Below are 18902 nucleotides of genomic sequence, written 5' to 3'. Positions count from 1 at the left end.
TAGTCCCTAAATTCAGTGTAACAAGCCATTAACTCTGAGTAAATCTAGCAAACACAAAGCGAAGGGAGATAAGAACGGCTGACAGTTATAATATCAATTTGCTAAAGCAAGCTTTCTACTGTTAGGTTGTTAGCCAAGAAAGCCTAGGCGACAACATGACTTGTGCGCCTTGCTACTGCTTTGAAGGCAGACAAAAATTTAGCTACTGATCTGTTCAAAGCAGGTCTTAATTAACCTGAACTCGAGTTCAGGTTAATTAGCGTCATAGTAACTTTATAAAATTGCGTCGGCTTTCTGACAACTTGGTTTTAGTTAGGCTCCACCCAAAACGCACCAACTTCTTTTTTTACTACTTTGACTTCTGTTCCTGCGCTAATTGGCTGCTTACTTTTTAGTTGCCAAGCAATCCCTGAATAATTGTGGAATATTCGGCTGTCTGTGTTGAGATCCTTTTCTAATGTAAAAGTGAGCTCTGCAAAGTCGCTCTTTACCTCTTTGTTGTCGGTAACTTCTTGTATTCGTTTGAGTGGCTTCCATAAAAAAATAGCCAATAACGTTGTAACTAAAGCATTAAACCACAGTGCGGTAAGCCAAGTTTGCTCTAGCAACTCTGCATACATTAATCCACCACTTATGACTAAAGATAAGCCTAGAAAAAACAATACAAAAGTGGCAAAGCCTAGCACCGTCACTTCAATAATTAGGCAGGCGATCCCAACAACAATTAAAGCTTGAGCTAAATGTTCAAGTAAAAAGGCCATGAAGATCACCCTTGTTTTTTGTTCAACGAGTTGATAATCGACATGCCTTGGGCAACTAATGAGCTGGCATCGGTTCCATTATCAGGAAGTAAGACCACCGAAGACTCTTTAGCAATCGCTTCTTTTGCTGCAATTGCTTTTGTTGCTAAGTCGAGCTGGATCGCTTTTTGTCCTTCGTCAGTGTTTGCTGCTTCACCCACCTTTCTAAGTGCCTCTGCTTGAGCATCAGCGACGGCAATGATGGCTTTTGCTTCACCTTCTGCTCGTAAGATTTGCTCTGCTTTTTCTGCTTCAGCAGCCAGCACTTGTGCTTGTTTCTTACCTTCTGCAACATTGATAGCAGCCTGGCGGTCACCTTCCGACTCTAAAATTTGAGCGCGTTTTACACGTTCAGCTTTCATTTGCGCTTCCATTGCTTCCATTACCGAATTTGGCGGTACAATATCTTTGATCTCGTAGCGTAATACTTGGATCCCCCACGGATCAGATGCTGAATTAATGGCGGCGACAATATTGGTATTCAGTAGGTCTCGCTCTTCAAAGGTTTTGTCTAGTTCCATTTTGCCTAATTCACTTCGCATGGTGGTTTGCGCAAGTTGTGTTACCGCAAAAATATAGTCGTCCACACCGTAAGTTGCTTTGTAAGGGTCTAGCACTCTGAAGTAAAGCACGCCATCAACAATCAGTGAGATATTGTCTTTGGTGATAGCCGATTGCGAAGGTACATCAACAGCCTGCTCTTTTAAACTTCTATCAGCGGCAACGCGGTCAATAAATGGCAGGATAAAATTAAGACCAGCTTCTTTGGTAGATTGGTATTTACCGAAACGTTCAATAATCCACGCTCGGTTTTGTGGCACAAATTTGATACTCCCTTTAAGTACGACAACGACAAAAATCAGCAAAAATGCTTGAATAGTAAAAAGGTATTCAATGATAAATGTGACTAAATCCATGTAAGTTCTCCCGAGTCTATAAGTCCTAATAATTTCGTACTTTGCATATTAAGCTTAGTTGATTGGTATAGGTAACCTGAGCTTCAGATAGATGAAGTTTGAGTTATTCTTTGCATTAAATAACTTAAATTCTGGATAATCAACAACTTTATATTAATTTGCATGGATTGAGTCAGTTAATTTGTTACCTTGAGTCTAGGCGAATGTAGTCTATCGTGTATCTGGTTAGGAGACGGCTTTATTTATCAATAGGAAGCACATTTGGCAGCGTGGATGTGTGCTAGCATTTCTGTGGCTCAACGATGGTAATTGCTTGTATTTCCTCTTTATTACTCGGTGACCATGCGCGTTCACATGCTTGTTGTTTATCTAGCCAAACAAAGTCCGTATGCTCGTCTTTAGCAAGTTGAATAGGGGTGTTCGACGGCACCTGAACACTAAAAACATATTCGGTATTGAGTGTTACACCGGGTTCGTAGCGATGAAGCCACTGCGGCCTGATCTGGTATCGGTTGGTTTTATGGTGGGCATGTATCTCTATTCCAAGCGCTTTTGCGTCGATCCCTGTTTCTTCTTTAAGTTCTCTATAGGCAGTTTCAATTGGCAGCTCGTCATGATCTATACCTCCGGTAACCGATTGCCAAAAATCAGGGTCATCAGCTCTTTGTAGCAACAAAAATTGCTCAAGCTCATTATAAATCACAACTAAAACTGAAAAAGGTTTTCGTAACATAGGTACAGTTTATAGAGATTAAAAGTCTAGGTCTGAGTGTAGCGAGATGAACAGGGGGGAGCAACTAAAACGAGATGGCATTTTTGCAAAAAAAAGCAGGCCATCTGGCCTGCATAAAAACTCCAATAGCAACAAGCTGTGCCAAGGAAATCCCAATAATGCCAACGTCCTGGTTAGCAAGCTCTACTTCTCGGGAGTTCAATTGTGACTTTAGGCACGCCTAAGTACGCAGGTAAAAAGGTGCAGCCCCAAAGGAACGAAACCAATGCTAATGCAATGTTTACCTCTTGTAAACTAAAAATTGAAAAAAATAGTTTAAATGCCCTTTTTTTGTTCACTTTTAAATACTGAGCTGTAAAAATATACTATCTAACCTAATCTCGTAACTAATTGTTATTTATGTGATTGGTGAAATTTGTACCTGTAATTATTCAAAGGATGTTGCAATTTTGTATGTAGGTTCTATGTTAATGGTTTGTACAACATGTAACCTAGGAACAAAAATATGAAACTCACATCAGCCGCAATGACTGTGGCATTACTGACCTGTACTACGCTAGTAAACGCTGCTATCCCTTACCAAGATAAACACTACCAATTTACTCAACCAGATGGCGAGACTATTACGTTAATCTTGAATGGTAATAACTATTTTGCTCAGCAGCGCACAGTAGGAGGTAAATTAGTTGTCTATGATGATGCGCTGCGAGGTATGGCTTATGCGCAGTTATCGGCAGACGGCGAGGCGTTAATTTCCACCGGTGTTTTAGTCTCAAATCGCGCTAAGCAGGGAGTAAAAGTTCGTCAGTCGGAGGACTACCAGCAAGGGTTATCGTCAGCCATTATTGCAAAAAAAGTAAAAACTGCTCAGCAAAGCATGCTAGGGCTACTAAGTCACGATTTGGCTCACCGTCGACACGAAGAGCATAAAACCGAGCTTACACAGTTGAACACCTCAATTACAGGTAAAGTAAAAGGACTTACGATTATTATCGATTTCCCTGATGAACGCGGTACGATCACAAAAGCGCAGATTGAGCGCTTTTTGAATGACGAAAATTACTCTGAATTTGGCAATGCGCAATCTGTGCGGGGCTATTTTACGTCCGTGTCGGGCGGCAAACTAGACTATACCAATACGGTAACGGCGTACTACACAGCTAAAAATAATAAAGCATACTATGCTGACAGTTCGTTAAGCTCAACGGTTCGGTCACAAGAGTTAATTAAAGAAGCATTGAATTGGTTGGAGTTTAACCAAGGGTTCGACTTTCGCTCGTTGACAACCAACAGCAGCGGCCAGATCCGAGGCTTAAACATCTTCTATGCAGGCAACTCTGATAGTGCTTGGTCTAAAGGGTTATGGCCGCATATGGCAAGGTTAAGCCCACGTTTTTGTGCCGACGGTGTATGCACAGATCGGTATCAAATTACAGATATGGGTGATAGCTTAGCAATAGGCACCTTTGTACATGAGTCTGGGCATCTGATCACAAATTGGCCTGACTTATATGATTATGATGGGAGCTCGGAAGGTTCAGTAGCAAGTTTTGGGGTGATGGGTTTTGGTGCTATCGGTACGTCAAACCGTTTTGAACCTACACCGCCGGTTGCACACTTCAGAGCGCTTGCTGGATGGGATAACGTGATTGAACTAAACCCCGCGTTAAATAGTAATGCACCATCAGGGCAGCTAAGCCATATTTCAGGTTCGAATACCTCTTATAAATGGAGTAATCCCAATAACACCAATGAAGCGTTTTATATCGAAGCGATTCATCAATCAGGGCAGCATTCACAACAATTGGACTCGGGCCTGGCGATTTGGCATGTAGACCCAGCTGGGAACAACTCAAATGAATGGTATCCATATATACAGATGGAGCATGGCGATGCGAGCCGTGATCCAGAAAACGGTCGAAATCGTGGTGATAACGGTGACTTATTCAATGTAGCAGGGGAGTTTAGTGCTACTTTACCCAATGCGCTAGCGCAAAGAGGAACCAATGCCTTGTGGTGGAATGGTGATGATTCGGGCTTGCGGATCAGTAATATTTCAGATCCCGCTGCTGAGATCCGTTTTACCGTAAGTGCTACACTACCGCCTCCTCCTAAAGGAGATATTTATAGTGGATATTTGGCTGATAAAGAGCAAGCTATCCAGCCAAATGGTCGCTGGTTTCAATATAATGGCGGCGTGATAGACGCCGTACTCTCAGGGCCTGCAAGTGCTGATTTTGATTTAAAACTGGAAGCATGGAAAAATGGCCAATGGCAGCAGGTCGCTATCTCTGAGACTCCCTCGTCACAAGAAACCATACGTTATACCGCAAGCGCTGGCTATTATCGTATTATCATTTATTCCTACCGTGGAGCCGGGGATTACCGCTTAACCGTACAAAAATAGCTAAATAATACCAATTATCTTAATTAAGATAATTGGTACAAATAAAGGTATTGATAATAGGAGAACAGGATGGAAGCAACATATTGGCAAGACTTGTGGGTAAGTGGCCAAACCGGGTTTCATGAAGGGCAAGTTAATAGGATGCTTAACAAGTACTACCACTTACTCGATTTGAAAGTGGGGGAGCGAGTGCTAATACCACTTTGTGGTAAATCTATGGACATCACCCATTTCTTATCGCACGGCCAACATGTGGTTGGCGTAGAGCTATATGAAGGAGCCGTTGTAGCGCTATTTGAATCATTAAAGGTCAGTCCTCGTATTCACCAACAAGGTGCGTTTCGAGTATATCAAGCGCCAAACTTAACAATATTTGTCGGCGATTTTTTTGCTGTGAGTGCGCAGCTATTAGGGCGTATTGATGCAGTGTACGATCGCGCTGCATTAGTTGCCTTACCTGAGCCAATGCGGACTGATTATACAAAACACTTAGTATCGTTGACTAAAGAAGCTAAGCAACTTCTCATTTGTTTTGAATATGAGCAAGGTTTAATGTCTGGACCACCATTTGCTGTATCACCGGAAATGGTTGAGCGATATTATGGTGCCCACTACCACATCGAGCTTCAAGAACGCACGGTTCTTGAAGGAGGGTTAAAAGAAGTGAGCCACGCCTTTGAGAGTGTGTGGTTACTGAGTAGTTAATCCATTGTGTTAACATAAATATCACTAATTATTCTTACAATTGTCACCTTTTACTTATAGCGTATGACCAAATTTGCTACGGTAATCGTCCCTTTTTTGGGAGATTTACCGATATTCTGAGCCGATAGCTTTACATGTCGCTCCTCATTCAGAACAGATGGTCAGCAAATTTATGTTAATCCCTTTTAAAATAAGCATAGGTTTACAATGAATAAGATTAGTATTTTGTCAGCACTGACAGCGGCGCTCGTACTTTGTGGGTGTGATGACGACTCCGTCGAAGTAGTACAGGTAGAAAAGCCAGTCGTTACAACAAAAACCGAGGTGAAGGTAGTAGAGGTTCCTGTCATTGTTGAAGTATCTGCGGGCAGTGCTGACAACATACAAGTTGGTACACGACCAGACTTTCTGGTGCAAGATATGCAAAGCAGCCCACTGAAAACCAAGTTAGCCCAATGTGCTAACGGACCTTTTTACAAAACTGACTTTTCTATCGGGCACCGTGGAGCACCGATGCAGTTTCCTGAACATACCAAAGAGTCTTATATAGCAGCTGCAAAAATGGGTGCTGGCGTGCTGGAATGTGACGTAACCTTCACAAAAGACAAAGCGCTTGTGTGTCGCCACTCTCAATGTGATTTACATACTACAACCAATATTTTAGCCACTGAGCTTGGTAAGAAGTGCACAACACCGTTTGTACCCGCAGATCCCGCCAATGGCATTGCCGCGCAAGCAAAATGTTGTACCAGTGACATCACTCTTGCGGAGTTTATTACGCTGCAAGGTAAGATGGATGCAGCAAACCCAAATGCCACTACAGTAGATGAATATTTAAATGGTACCGCAAACTGGCGCACAGACTTATACGCAAGTCGAGGGACTTTGATGACACATGCGCAAAGCATTGAGTTATTCAAAAGCCTAGGTGTCAAAATGACACCTGAGCTAAAAGCACCCTCAGTATCGATGCCTTTTGATGGGTTTACACAAACTGACTATGCGCAAAAAATGATTAATGAGTACAAGACTGCCAACGTTGATCCCAAAGATGTTTTAGCACAGTCATTTAACCTAGAAGATGTACTTTACTGGATAAAAGAAGCGCCTGAGTTTGGCACGCAAGCGGTGTATCTTGACGATAGATATGAGGCACAATCGGTTGCTGCGGAAGCAATGCTCTCATCTGAACAAATAATACATAGCCCCGAGCTATTATCACCAACCATGCAGGAGCTTGCGGCTGATGGTGTGAAAATTATTGCGCCACCACTTTGGATGTTATTGACAGAAGAAAATGGAAAAATCGTACCTTCAGCATATGCCAATGCAGCCAAAGCAGCAGGACTTGGCATAATAACATGGACATTAGAGCGTTCAGGTCACTTAGCCAATGGTGGCGGCTGGTATTACCAAAGCATTAACGGCAGCCTAGCGGGTGAAACGATGATAAACAACGATGGCGATACATTCGAAGTATTAGATGTGTTGGCAAAAGAAGTCGGTGTGTTAGGTGTGTTTTCAGATTGGCCGGCAACAACGACTTACTATGCCAGCTGCATGGGTATGCCTGCGAGTATTTGATAGTTTACGGTCAATTTTCGCTGCAAATAGTTAACACCTTGTCGCCGCTAGTTTTAGCGCTAGCGGCATAAACTTTCCCAGCCCTCGGGCTACGAACAACTTGGTAGCTCGTCGAATGGAGATTGAAATTAGGCTTCGGATAGGTTGGTAGCCCTTCGAACAGAGACTAAAAAATAGGCTACGCATGAGTTGGCAGCCTATCAAATAGAAACATAAAAACACACTACGAATAGCTTGGTAATCCGTCAAACAAAGACTGAAAATAAGCTGCAATAGATTGTGTTTTATTATCGACAGTGTCTAGCGCCTGATAAAACTGCTCGAGTAGTGTCGAAACATACAGGCGTTGTGCTGTTAACTGTGCATCTAAAGCCTGTAACTTTAACTCTGCCTTGAGTTTTTCTTGCTCGGAAGCGGGTGTTTTAAGCTTATTTAATTCATCAATATAAGCCGCTTGGATTTTTGTCTCAAAGTCATTATATTTTTCATCAATTGCATCTAACCAAGTTTTGCCTGCCGACTTTTCTTCATCCATTAGTGCAAATAGCTTTTCGCTTATTTCCGGCTTCGCATATGCTTTTGTATACAGCGCTTGTATTAAATTTCCTTTTAATGAAACAAAGTGCGTTGCAAATGGCATGGCTACCGTGTCTTGGCTTGAAGACTGAGAAGCCGCGCCTACATTAGCCAGCTTATCAAATGTAAATTGTTCTGGGTTTGTGCCTTTGAGAATTTCTTCAATGTGCCGGCTTTTGTATAACGTTTTAGCCATCATATCCAGACCTGGATTCTCTACTTTTTCGATAGCTGACTCAGCAGCTTCCAGACCAGTTAAAATATTGCAGGCTCCATGGTATTCAATAGCATCAGCAATCGCGGCTTGTAATGTATATACGGTTGTATCTTCATTATGTTTAGCTTGTAATTTTTTGCGTAACTCATTGCGCCGAGAGGTAATACCTTTTGTGATTACTTGCGCGGCCTGACTGGCAAGGTAAGCTTGGTTAAACTCAGCACGAACACCACTGCTTATACCGGCAAGACCCGATAAAATGCGATTACCAACTTGGTTGGTAAAAAGTGCGCCTGCACCACCAAGTACAGTGGTTAATGTGCCCAACCAAAAGTTATTTCGTGACTCTGAGCGTTTCAAATACATTTTATACACGTTACAGCGCTGCTCTGATGCCGCGATAATACGATCTTGTAATTCATTTCTGATTTTTTTTTGTGCTTTTGGTTGCTTCTGAGTGTAAAGCTCAAAAGCGTAATCTAGTCTCGCCCGAGCGAGGATACAAGATTTGCTACTTGGATCACTGTCTGGTTCACAAAATAATTTTTTGCTGGTAATGACAGTTTTATGTTTGCCCTTTGGAGGGGTTTGAGACCCCTGACTAATTTCATAGCCTAACACCATATAACCGTTATCTGTTTCCCAGTTTTGCAGTTGTGTGTCGTTGGCAATTTGCCGTGCCAAGTCGATGGTAACAAACTCTCCATGAGGAAATAGCTGTGATGCACCAGCCATATTTACTCTATTGTCCCCTGTATGAGAATACTCTGGGTTACCGCTACAGCCAGCAAGAAGTATTGAACATACCAAAATGGAATGTTTCATTGGATATTCCTTTTTTTTATTATGTTGTTAGCTGTCCTTATACTGCATGACTAAAGACGAGAAAGTCGAAATAGACTTGTTTGTAACTTTAGTAAACCACTTGTGAATTTCAAGTTTTAGAATAATCGTATCTTACTGCGGCTGGGGGCGGCGCACTAAAAACGTTCACAGACGGATAAACCTCAAACACCACCCATTGGATAATTCTTCAAATGCCACCACATAACATGACCACTGGATAATTCTTCAAATGCCACCACTGGTGGGAGCCGTTTTACACGGCGATCTTTTTAATAAGAATACGGGGTAAACTCACCCCGACACATAACATGACCACTGGGTAAGTCTTCGAATACCCCACCGGTAGGAGCCGCTTTACATGGCGATTTTTTCAACAACAATGCTAGATAAACTCACCCCCACCACATAACATGACCACTGGGTAATTCTTTAAATGCCACCGCTGGTGGGAGCCGCTTTGCACGGCGATTTTTCAACAATATCGCGGGGTAAACCCGCTCCTACAGCATATCATTACCACTGGTTAACTCTTCGAATACCCCACCGGTAGGAGCCGCTTTACGCGGCGATCTTTTCAACAAGAATGCGGGGTAAACCCGCTCCCACAGCATATCATTACCACTGGATAATTCTTTAAATGCCACCACCGGTAGGAGCCGCTTTACGCGGCGATTTTTCAACAAGAACGCGGGGTAAATCCGCTCCCACAGCATATCATTACCACTGGGTAACTCTTCGAATACCACCGCTGGTGGGAGCCGCTTTGCACGGCGATTTTTCAACAATATCGCGGGGTAAACCCGCTCCTACAGCATATCATTTCAACTGGGTAACTCTTCGAATACCACCACCGGTAGGAGCCGTTTTACAAGGCGATTTTTCAACAAGAACGCGGGGTAAATCCGCTCCCACAGCATATCATTACCACTGGGTAACTCTTCGAATACCACCGCTGGTGGGAGCCGTTTTACACGGCGATTTTTCAACAATATCGCGGGGTAAACCCGCTCCTACAGCATATCATTACCACTGGGTAACTCTTCGAATACCCCACCGGTAGGAGCAGCTATACGCGGCGATCTTTCAACAAGAATGCGAGATAAACTTGCCCCAACACATAACATGACCACTGGGTAACTCTTCGAATATCCCACCGGTGGGAGCCGCTTTACGCGGCGATCTTTTCAACAAGAATGCGGGGTAAACCCGCTCCTACAGCATATCATTACCACTGGATAATTCTTCAAATACCCCACCGGTGGGAGCCGTTTTGCACGGCGATCTTTCAACAATATCGCGGGGTAAACCCGCTCCCACAGCATATCATCACCACTGGGTAATTCTTCAAGTACCACCGCTGGTGGGAGCCGCTTTACGCGGCGATCTTTTCAACAAGAATGCGGGGTAAACTCACCCCACCACATAACATGACCACTGGGTAATTCTTTAAATGCCACCACTGGTAGGAGCCGTTTTACACGGCGATCTTTTCAACAAGAATGCGGGGTAAACCCGCTCCCACAGCATATCATTACCACTGGGTAATTCTTTAAATGCCACCGCCGGTGGGAGTCGTTTTACACGGCGATCTTTTCAACAAGGCTCAAACATCAACCTCAATCCAACGCGGTCAACGCACGATAGGTATCATAAGCAAACTGGTCAGTCATGCCGCTGATAAAGTCCTGAATAAGGCGGCAGCGATAATAAAACTCAAAAATCGGCTCGGCTTGTTCAGCTTCACTAAGCTGCGCTATGGTCTCGCGGTATACCGCAACATACTTTTTGGAAATCCGATTAATCAATCGCGACTCTATCGCAAAACTATGCTCGCCATTTAATGCAGCGTGAAAATCATCAGCATCTAAATCAAGCACCCGCTGATATTCGTTTAATATACTGCTGGTGATCTTATAACCTTGAAGCTCCAACTGCTCGACCTCTTTGTTCGAAAACACGTTTTTGATTGCCACCGTTTTCAGCGACTTTACAATAGCATGAAGGTGGCTGTTATCTTCCAATAACGAAGCGTTAAAACTCCCTTCGTAGATCGCTTCAATATTATCGATAAAACGCGTTTTGGCATGTTCGGCAAGCGGGTGTAACAACCCCACGCGGAGCCAAATAAAAAACTCATTATCAAAATTTGCCATATGCTTACTGGCTTTATCATTGGCATAGTGGAGCTTTTTACTCATTAGCTCCAAGTGTTTATCATCAGTAATACCAAACCCTGCGGCGATACTTTGATATTCTTCTATTAAACAGCCCGTTAACTCATCTACGCAAATAATGCCTTTTTCTACAGCGTCTTCCATATCAGCAAGGCAATAAGCAATGTCGTCAGCCGCCTCCATGATGTAAGCCACAGGATGGCGATTACCCACTTGGATCTGCAATTTGTCGCACAGCTCACTGACAAACCCACTTTCACTAAAGTAATATCCAACTTTCTTTTGTAGATAAGACTTGTCAGTAGCCACAGTTGATTTAGGTGTAGTTGCGCAGCGGGTATATTTCATCACCGTGGCACACTGTGAATAGGTAAGATTAAGGCGAGAAAGCGTATGAATAACGCGAATAGCTTGGGCGTTACCCTCAAAACTACAAATATCGAGCAGTAACTCCATTTCTTGATTTAATACCGCCAAGTCCGACGCTTTGCTCTTATTTGAACCATATCTGAGTGCCGCCTGAGTACTTTTTGCAAACCGTCGATGTTGACTCAAATAACGCTTGAACCAATCATTGATAGCGGCCTCGCCAAAGTGACCAAATGCAGGGTTACCAATATCGTGCATCAAACAGGCCATTTCTGACAGAGTAATCAAACACTCAGACAAATCCACTAGCTGGCCGTTTTTATCTTCATATTGCAGCAAATCTTGCTGACCTTGCTGCACCAGCGCATCAACAATTTTTTTAGCAATGTAACGGCCGTTTTGTTGCACCTCCAACGAGTGCGTTAAGCGCGAACGCACCGCCGCATTACGCTCAAGCGGAAATACCTGAGTTTTTTGTTGCAACCGCCTAAGTGCAGCACTGTTGATAATACGCCCACGGTCGCTCTCAAGACTACTCGCCTCGCTGCCACCGGTATTGTAAGAACGTTCGTTTGTTATTTTATTTTTGAAGTGCATGCGACTTTCCTGTTGAGACCCAAGCTACATTTCCAATGTAGGTGAATGTGGAAAAGTTGTAAACCGAATAGACACTTCATCAAGTCAGCCTACAAGCAAGCCCTCATACAAGACAAGCTTGCGCAGTAACTCTGAGCTGAAGTAACCGCAGGAAAAACACAACAAATACCAATAGAATCAGCAAATCGATAAAAATAGCTGTAATGTACTGTAATGGGCTAGTTCATCTATATTTGTTACTTTTACCAATTTAAATTAACTCTGGCTTTAATGGGTTAGCAAAATATATCTAACACTTTTGTGACAAAAGCATCGGAATTTGACGCAAATCACTACAAAACGTATGGATTTTCGGGTTTAATACTCTCAGCATTCGTTTACATCTAATTTCAAATGAATATATACAGCGGTTAAGGATGAAGTAACCGCTCACGAACAGGATCTTTATGTGTTTGAGCGTTTATCCAACCATTTAGATTAGTAATATCAGCTTTACTGTGGCATCACATTGGTAATGGACAGCAAATGTGAGCTGACGGAGTTTCAATGGTGACATGGAAATCATACTTTTCGTCATTTACACTGCGCCACTAAATGAAGTTATGTTAGGTAAAAAATGTCCAAAATTACGCTCGCTTATTACGATCAACACGCAGAAGAATTTGCAAACTCAACACTCAATGTGGACATGCAACCGCTTTATCGGGAGTTTCTTCCTGAATTACCAAAGCGTGAGAAACGCCATATCCATATTTTTGACGCAGGCTGTGGCAGTGGCCGCGACGCGGTAGCGTTCAAACAACTTGGCTTTGAAGTCAGCGCAATGGATGCGTGCGAAAAGCTAGTGAAGATTGCCGCTACACAACTAGGCCAGCCAGTGAGGCACCAATTCTTTGAAGAGATACAAGATATTGCTGCTTTTGATGGTATTTGGGCCTGTGCCAGTCTTTTACATGTCGCAGAGCAAGATCTACCCAATGTTTTTGTGAAGTTACAAGACGCGCTTAAATCCCATGGCGTGTTGTATGTTTCGTTCAAATATGGTGCAGGTGAACGAGAGCACAATGGTCGCAGATTTACAGATCTCAATGAAGAGGGGCTATCAAAAGTTATCGCAGCATGTCCAAATCTCAACATCATTAAGCTATGGGTGACGGAAGATAGAAGACCCAACCGAGATAATGAGCTTTGGTTAAACGCTCTACTTAGGAAGGATTAATCAAGTGAGCAGTAATTACCAAGGAGGAAAACTTGCGCCGTGCACGGATAAGCAACTTTATGTAGGGGGCGATGACCCCTTACTGCCTGCGTTGCTTCATGCCATCGAGCAAGCTGACGAGATTGAAATTACCGTTTCATTTATTCAGCGCTCTGGTCTTGATTTACTCTTTGATGCTTTGTATGACGCCCTAGTAAACGGCACCACCTTAAAGTTACTTACTTCAGACTATCTAGACTTCACTTGCCCGCTCGCACTTAAAGAATTGATGACACTATATACTTTAGGGGCTGAGCTGCGAGTATATGAAACACGCGGAAATGAGAGTTTCCATATGAAGTCATACATTTTCACCAAAACCAAAGGTGAAGATGGCCAAATTTATGAGGGTAGTGCGTTTATTGGTTCAAACAATATAAGTGCAGTGGCACTAACTCAAGGGTTAGAGTGGTGTTTTCGGCATGATTTTATAGCTAGTCACAGTGCTAATAACAAGGCAACATTCTTGCAGTTTAAGGCTGCGTTTGCCAGTTTATTTACTCACTCTCAAACAGCATGTTTAAGCTACCCATGGATACAGCACTATCAAGAGCGCCGTAAGAAGCCACAGTTTAAAACCGTTAGCAATAATGTCGATGACGACATAAGTATTGAGCCAATTAGCCCAAGAGTAGAACAGCAAGAAGCCCTAGAAAAACTGAATAACGCAAGAACACAAAGCTATAAAAGAGGCTTAGTGGTATTAGCGACAGGAATGGGCAAAACATGGCTTGCTGCTTTTGATGTTCAGCAAGTCGCTGCGAAAAAAGTTCTATTTGTGGCACATAGAGAAGAGATTCTCAAGCAAGCGGCCAAGACGTTTGCACGATTAATTGATTGTACCGCAGGGTTTTATACTGGCAAGCAAAAACAAAGTGATGCCGATTTTTTGTTTGCCTCTATACAGAGCATTGGTAAAACAGAGAGTTTGAGGCAGTTTGCAACTGATTACTTTGACTACATTATTGTTGATGAGTTTCACCACGCGAGTAGTAAATTATACCGAAATTTGCTGTCTTATTTTGAGCCGCAATTCTTACTTGGGTTAACTGCCACACCAGAGCGAACTGACCAAGCCGATATTTTAAGTCTATGTGACAACAACCTCGTCTATGAGCGGAATATGGTGCAGGGGATTGACGCCAAAACGCTCGCACCGTTTCACTACTATGGTATTTGGGATAAAAGCGTTGACTATACCGCAATTCCTTGGCGTAACGGCAAGTTTGATCCAACCACTCTAAACAACCAATTTGCCACAGAGCATAGGGCAAAGCATGCTTTACAGCACTGGAAACAGTTAGCGCAAACACGCACACTGGCATTTTGTATTTCGACCGCACACGCCGACTACATGGCAAACTACTTCAAAAAAGCGGGAATTGACGCGGCTTCGGTACATGGAAAGTCAAGCATAAAACGTAGTGAGGCTTTAGCGCATTTAGCATCTGGAAAACTACAAATTATTTTTAGTGTTGACCTGTTTAATGAGGGCACTGACTTACCCTGTATCGACACTGTGATGATGCTGAGGCCCAGTGAATCTAAGGTTTTATTCTTACAGCAATTAGGCCGTGGACTGAGAACCCATCAACAGAAAACGCATTTGGTCGTCTTAGATTTTATTGGCAACCACCACAGTTTTTTGAACAAGCCTTATGCACTCTTTGCTACGCACTCACCTAAAGATTTAGTTACAAAACTAAATAAAGATAACCAAGTAGTTCAGCTACCTGAAGGATGTTTTGTAAATTATGACCTAGAAATTACCGACTTTTGGCGGCAACTCGCTAAAGAACAGCGAACTACGGCTCTTGATGATTATCAAAATTTAACAGATCAACTAGGTCATGCGCCTGATGCTTGTGAGTTTTTCCATGAATATGGTGAGTTTAAGAAGGTAAAGGCTTATGGAAGTTGGTTTGAACTCGTTGTAAAAGCAAAGAGCGTTAGTCGTATTTCAGCTAAGTGGCTTGCGCCCTACAAGGTGTTTTTAAAAGAGGGTGTCGAAGTGACCAACATGACAAAATGCTTTAAAGCCATTTTGCTTGAAGCCTTTGTTCAGCTCGATGGTATAGCTTACCCACCTACATTGAGAGCGTTGGCAGATAAGAGTTATGATGTGCTATTGCACTATCCTCAGTTAAGAAAGCTAGATATATCAGAAAAGGACAGAAGCAAAAGTAAAGGTAGTAAAGCTTGGTTCAATTATTGGTTCGATAATCCGATTAACGCTTTCACTGAAGCAAAAAAACCTGAACATAAGCGCAAAACACACCACTGGTTTTCAATTGAACAAGCACCAAATCAATCCATTGAAGAAGCGCAGTTCAAGCTAAACCTTGAAGTTAAAAGGCAAGATATTGAACAACTGACCGACTGTATATTGGAGTTAAGTCGCTATCGCCTTGCTAGATATCTTAATACCAAACGTGACAGGCTAGCCGAACCTGAAAGTACACAGACGGTGACCGATGATGCGATACCAAACCAGCTACAAAGCACAGATGTTGCGGAACACGTGGTACAACTGCCATATTTTCCTAATTTAAAAATTGCTTGTGGTCACTTTAAAACAGGTGAAAGTAGCGAAATGTCCTTCGTGCCTGCGCCACCGAGGTGTGGAAAAGTCGACCCTGAAAAACATTTCTTAGCTCATGCCAGTGGTAATTCAATGAATGGTGGGAAACACCCTATCTTCGATGGAGACTTGTTATTACTAGAGCGGATCACATCAAGCAATGCGGGATCAATTACAAATACTACTATTGCCATCGAGCGCTTTGACGCAGCTGGCGACGAACAATTTTTATTACGAGATGTAAAAAAACAGATTAATGCGCAAGGTGAAGTAACCTACTTACTTGTGGCAAGAAACCCAGAGTATGCAGTAATGGAAGCCAACGATGAGTTTGTGACGTTTGCGCGGTTGAGAACGAGTTTATAGCAAATGTTTAGAAAGGAACCTTACTATATGAGTAGAGATTTTGAACTATTTTTCGGCCTAGTGTCACCTATTGGTGTTAATGTGGATGAGGCAATTAAGACACTAAGTACTGCTTTGGCTGATTTTGGGTGTAGGGTTGAGGTTATTAATATTCAAAGTTTGACTGAACCCTTGAGTCACGAGAAGAATATTTGCAGGAAAGAAATTGACTCTTTGGTGTCTTCAATGCCTCGCTTGAGAAAGTTAGTAGATGATGCAGCTATTCAAGGTGTTGATTATGAAGATATATATGCAAGACTTGCAGTCAATAAAATCAACGAATTAAGAAGTAGTAGCGATCGAAATTGTTATATTATTGAAGGTTTTAAACACCCCTCTGAAATTGAAACGTTTCGTAATATTTATGACAATTCTTTTTATGCAATAGGTTTAACTTCTTCTGTGTCCGATAGGATTAGATACCAAATTGGATCAAGTGTTAATGAGAGTAGGAGTTTCCAAGCAGCAAGAGAAGTATATGAGGATTTCGATTTCCGTATAGAAGGTCGTACGTCCAAATATAAAAATAACACGGCAAAAGCATATCAACTTTCAGACTTTTTTATAAATCTGACAAGTAGCGAAAATAGGGATTATTGTGTTGGTAGTGAAATTCAAAGGATTGTTGACCTGATTTTCGGTGCGCCCACAATTACACCGCGCGAAGAAGAGCATAGTATGTTTATGGCATACATGTATTCCACGCGTTCAGCTGATTTGTCTAGGCAGGTTGGCGCCGTAATAGCTAATAGACGCAATGATGTACTCTCTTTTGGAGCAAATGAGGTGCCTAAAAGTGGTGGAGGACAATATTGGTCAGAAAGCCCGTACATAGCCGCGACGTATGAAGGAGTGAAGGAAGTCAAGTTGAAAGGCACAGATCATCGTGATTATGTGCTTGGAAGTGATGCTAATGCTGATGTTAAAAACGAAATATTTGATGAAATATTTACAGCGCTTGAGCAACAGTCAATTCTTATCGATAACCAAGACATTAAAGCAAAAGCCCTTGAGGCTCTGCGAACTACAACTTTGAATGATATCACTGAATTTGGGCGAGTAGTCCATGCTGAAATGTCAGCGATTACAGCGGCTGCGCGAAATGGTATATCTATATCTGATGCAAAGATGTTTTGCACAACATATCCTTGCCACAATTGTGCCAAACATATCGTTGCTTCAGGTGTGTCAGAGGTTGTCTATATCGAACCATATCCAAAGAGTCGTGCAAACTCTTTGCATAGTGATGCTATTTTTGACCCTGATGCTGTTGCACAAGACGGCAAATCGAAAGAAGATGTTATACGTCAAATGGTTCATCACTTCAGAGACGGTGAAGCTCAAGAATGTAAATCTAAAGTTCTCTTTCGACCTTATAGTGGTGTGGGGCCAAGGCTATTTTTAGATTTATTTTCAATGAAATTAGGAAGCGGTCGAGCGTTGACTCGAAAAAGCGGTAGTTCAGCAATCGCGCTGGACAGGGAGAGAGCTACCCCAAGGTTCAATTGTGCCAAAGCACATAGTATCGTGAACGAAAGCAGCTACTTATCTGGTGCACCACAATTCATTGAGCAAATAGATAGAATACTTTCACTGTATAGAGAAGATGGAAAAAGAAAAACGTCAGTCATAAAGTATGTTGATGGAAACGTCAAGTTTATAAAATCCGAATATGGCTCCCGTGACTTTTTCTTTAGCGCTGATAGCTATTTAGATGGTGATTTTGACCAGATTAAAGTCGGAAATATAGTTAATTTTGAGATTGTTAAATCTAGCTCTGGAGAGCTACATGCGAGAAATCTGAAGTTTGGTACTGAGTTCTCTTTAAAATCAGAAGTAAAGTCATGGAATCCCCAAACTCAAAAAGGTTTCATTACTCGAATAGATAAACAGAGCAAGGACTATATTTTTTACGGAAGTGGCTTAGTCGATCCAAAGAAAGACATAGTGGTTGGAGAAAAAGTTGAATTTTCAACGAGCATATCTCGCAAAGGGACTGTTTTTGCCACGAATGTTAGAGCTACAAGTAAATTAGATGAATTCGAATAACTTGGTTATAGAACAGGGTTTACAACATTGTTGTCTGGTTCTCAACCAATACATTCAAGACTAAGGAGAAACCGATGAGCCAAGCCCTTAAATTTTTACTGTCTATTATGATCGTCGTCGTAACTTTTATCGTGTCAGCCACCTTGGCCGGAATGTTGGCGGAGTATGCGGGCTGGTGGAAAAAACCGGTGATAGGCGGTGTAGCAGCGGCTTGTGTGGTGTTGTCGGGTTATATAAGTGCGCCGGTGTATAAGTTGTATTCTGCGGCGGTGTGGTTATTGATTGGTGCAGGTGTCGCTTGGGTGATGTCGAGTGTGTTTATGTATGCTGAGGATGCCGACACCTCAGTGCCTTTGTATGTAACCTACGCAAGTGGTGTGTTTGCTTTGGCACTTTGTTGGGGTTGGGAGCGTCGAAAGGTTGTGCGAGGGATTGGTTTTCAAGAATAGTGCGCAAGAGATCGCCGCGTAAAGCGGCTCCTACCGGTGGGGCTGATGTTGTGAGAGCGGATTTATTCCGCGATGTGTGTTGTATGGATCGCCACGTAAAGTGGCGCCTACCTGTGGGCTGGTGTGGTGGGAGCGGACTTATTCCGCGATGTGTGTTGTATGGATCGTCACGTAAAGTGGCTCCTACCGGTGGGGCTGATGTTGTGGGAGCGGATTTATTCCGCGATGTTTGCTG

At 42.7% G+C, this 18902-nt stretch carries 13 protein-coding genes; 7 read left to right on the top strand and 6 right to left on the bottom strand.

Annotated elements, in window-relative coordinates; genetic code table 11:
• Positions 1–308: 308 nt before the first annotated feature.
• The 3 genes from J8Z24_RS18815 to nudB all read right to left on the bottom strand — a co-directional run bounded on the left by J8Z24_RS18815 (position 309) and on the right by nudB (position 2450).
• Complete coding sequence (locus tag J8Z24_RS18815) at positions 309–761, bottom strand: NfeD family protein (protein ID WP_176032055.1); 453 nt, start codon at positions 759–761, stop codon at positions 309–311.
• 5 nt (positions 762–766) lie between these two features.
• On the bottom strand, positions 767–1717 hold the full coding sequence (locus J8Z24_RS18810; protein WP_125251687.1) for an SPFH domain-containing protein: 951 nt from the start codon (positions 1715–1717) through the stop codon (positions 767–769).
• A gap of 280 nt (positions 1718–1997) precedes the next feature.
• Positions 1998–2450, bottom strand: a complete 453-nt coding sequence (nudB, locus tag J8Z24_RS18805) for a dihydroneopterin triphosphate diphosphatase (RefSeq protein ID WP_125251686.1) — start codon at positions 2448–2450, stop codon at positions 1998–2000.
• A gap of 505 nt (positions 2451–2955) precedes the next feature.
• On the opposite strand from nudB, the gene J8Z24_RS18800 reads away from it, so the two are divergent.
• From J8Z24_RS18800 to J8Z24_RS18790, 3 genes are all read left to right on the top strand, one after another.
• On the top strand, positions 2956–4857 hold the full coding sequence (locus J8Z24_RS18800) for a M6 family metalloprotease domain-containing protein (RefSeq protein ID WP_252095991.1): 1902 nt from the start codon (positions 2956–2958) through the stop codon (positions 4855–4857).
• Between the two features lie 69 nt (positions 4858–4926).
• Positions 4927–5562 carry a thiopurine S-methyltransferase gene (tmpT, locus tag J8Z24_RS18795; protein ID WP_176032056.1) on the top strand — a complete coding sequence of 212 codons (636 nt, stop codon included), beginning with the start codon at positions 4927–4929 and terminating at the stop codon, positions 5560–5562.
• Between the two features lie 207 nt (positions 5563–5769).
• Entirely contained in the window at positions 5770–7146 is a 1377-nt protein-coding gene (locus J8Z24_RS18790; protein ID WP_176032057.1) for a glycerophosphodiester phosphodiesterase family protein, read from the top strand.
• 223 nt (positions 7147–7369) lie between these two features.
• Here J8Z24_RS18790 and J8Z24_RS18785 read toward each other — a convergent pair whose 3' ends face one another.
• From J8Z24_RS18785 to dgt, 3 genes are all read right to left on the bottom strand, one after another.
• A complete protein-coding gene (locus J8Z24_RS18785; RefSeq protein ID WP_252095990.1) occupies positions 7370–8764 on the bottom strand; it encodes a hypothetical protein in 1395 nt (464 codons plus the stop codon).
• Positions 8765–9285: 521 nt separating this feature from the next.
• Positions 9286–9567, bottom strand: a complete 282-nt coding sequence (locus tag J8Z24_RS18780) for a hypothetical protein (protein ID WP_252095989.1) — start codon at positions 9565–9567, stop codon at positions 9286–9288.
• Positions 9568–10401: 834 nt separating this feature from the next.
• Complete coding sequence (gene dgt / locus J8Z24_RS18775; RefSeq protein WP_252095988.1) at positions 10402–11925, bottom strand: dGTPase; 1524 nt, start codon at positions 11923–11925, stop codon at positions 10402–10404.
• 616 nt (positions 11926–12541) lie between these two features.
• On the opposite strand from dgt, the gene J8Z24_RS18770 reads away from it, so the two are divergent.
• The 4 genes from J8Z24_RS18770 (at position 12542) to J8Z24_RS18755 (ending at position 18667) form a co-directional block, all read left to right on the top strand.
• Complete coding sequence (locus J8Z24_RS18770; protein ID WP_252095987.1) at positions 12542–13144, top strand: class I SAM-dependent DNA methyltransferase; 603 nt, start codon at positions 12542–12544, stop codon at positions 13142–13144.
• A gap of 4 nt (positions 13145–13148) precedes the next feature.
• Entirely contained in the window at positions 13149–16130 is a 2982-nt protein-coding gene (locus tag J8Z24_RS18765; RefSeq protein ID WP_252095986.1) for a DEAD/DEAH box helicase family protein, read from the top strand.
• Positions 16131–16133: 3 nt separating this feature from the next.
• Positions 16134–18218 carry a deaminase gene (locus J8Z24_RS18760; protein ID WP_252095985.1) on the top strand — a complete coding sequence of 695 codons (2085 nt, stop codon included), beginning with the start codon at positions 16134–16136 and terminating at the stop codon, positions 18216–18218.
• Positions 18219–18292: 74 nt separating this feature from the next.
• Entirely contained in the window at positions 18293–18667 is a 375-nt protein-coding gene (locus tag J8Z24_RS18755; protein WP_252095984.1) for a hypothetical protein, read from the top strand.
• The last annotated feature ends 235 nt before the right edge of the window (positions 18668–18902 follow it).

The organism is Pseudoalteromonas sp. SCSIO 43201, assembly GCF_023716725.1.
Lineage (GTDB): Bacteria > Pseudomonadota > Gammaproteobacteria > Enterobacterales > Alteromonadaceae > Pseudoalteromonas > Pseudoalteromonas peptidolytica.
The sequence above is the reverse complement of the archived record's forward strand: the minus strand, read 5'-3'. Positions and strand labels throughout refer to the sequence as shown.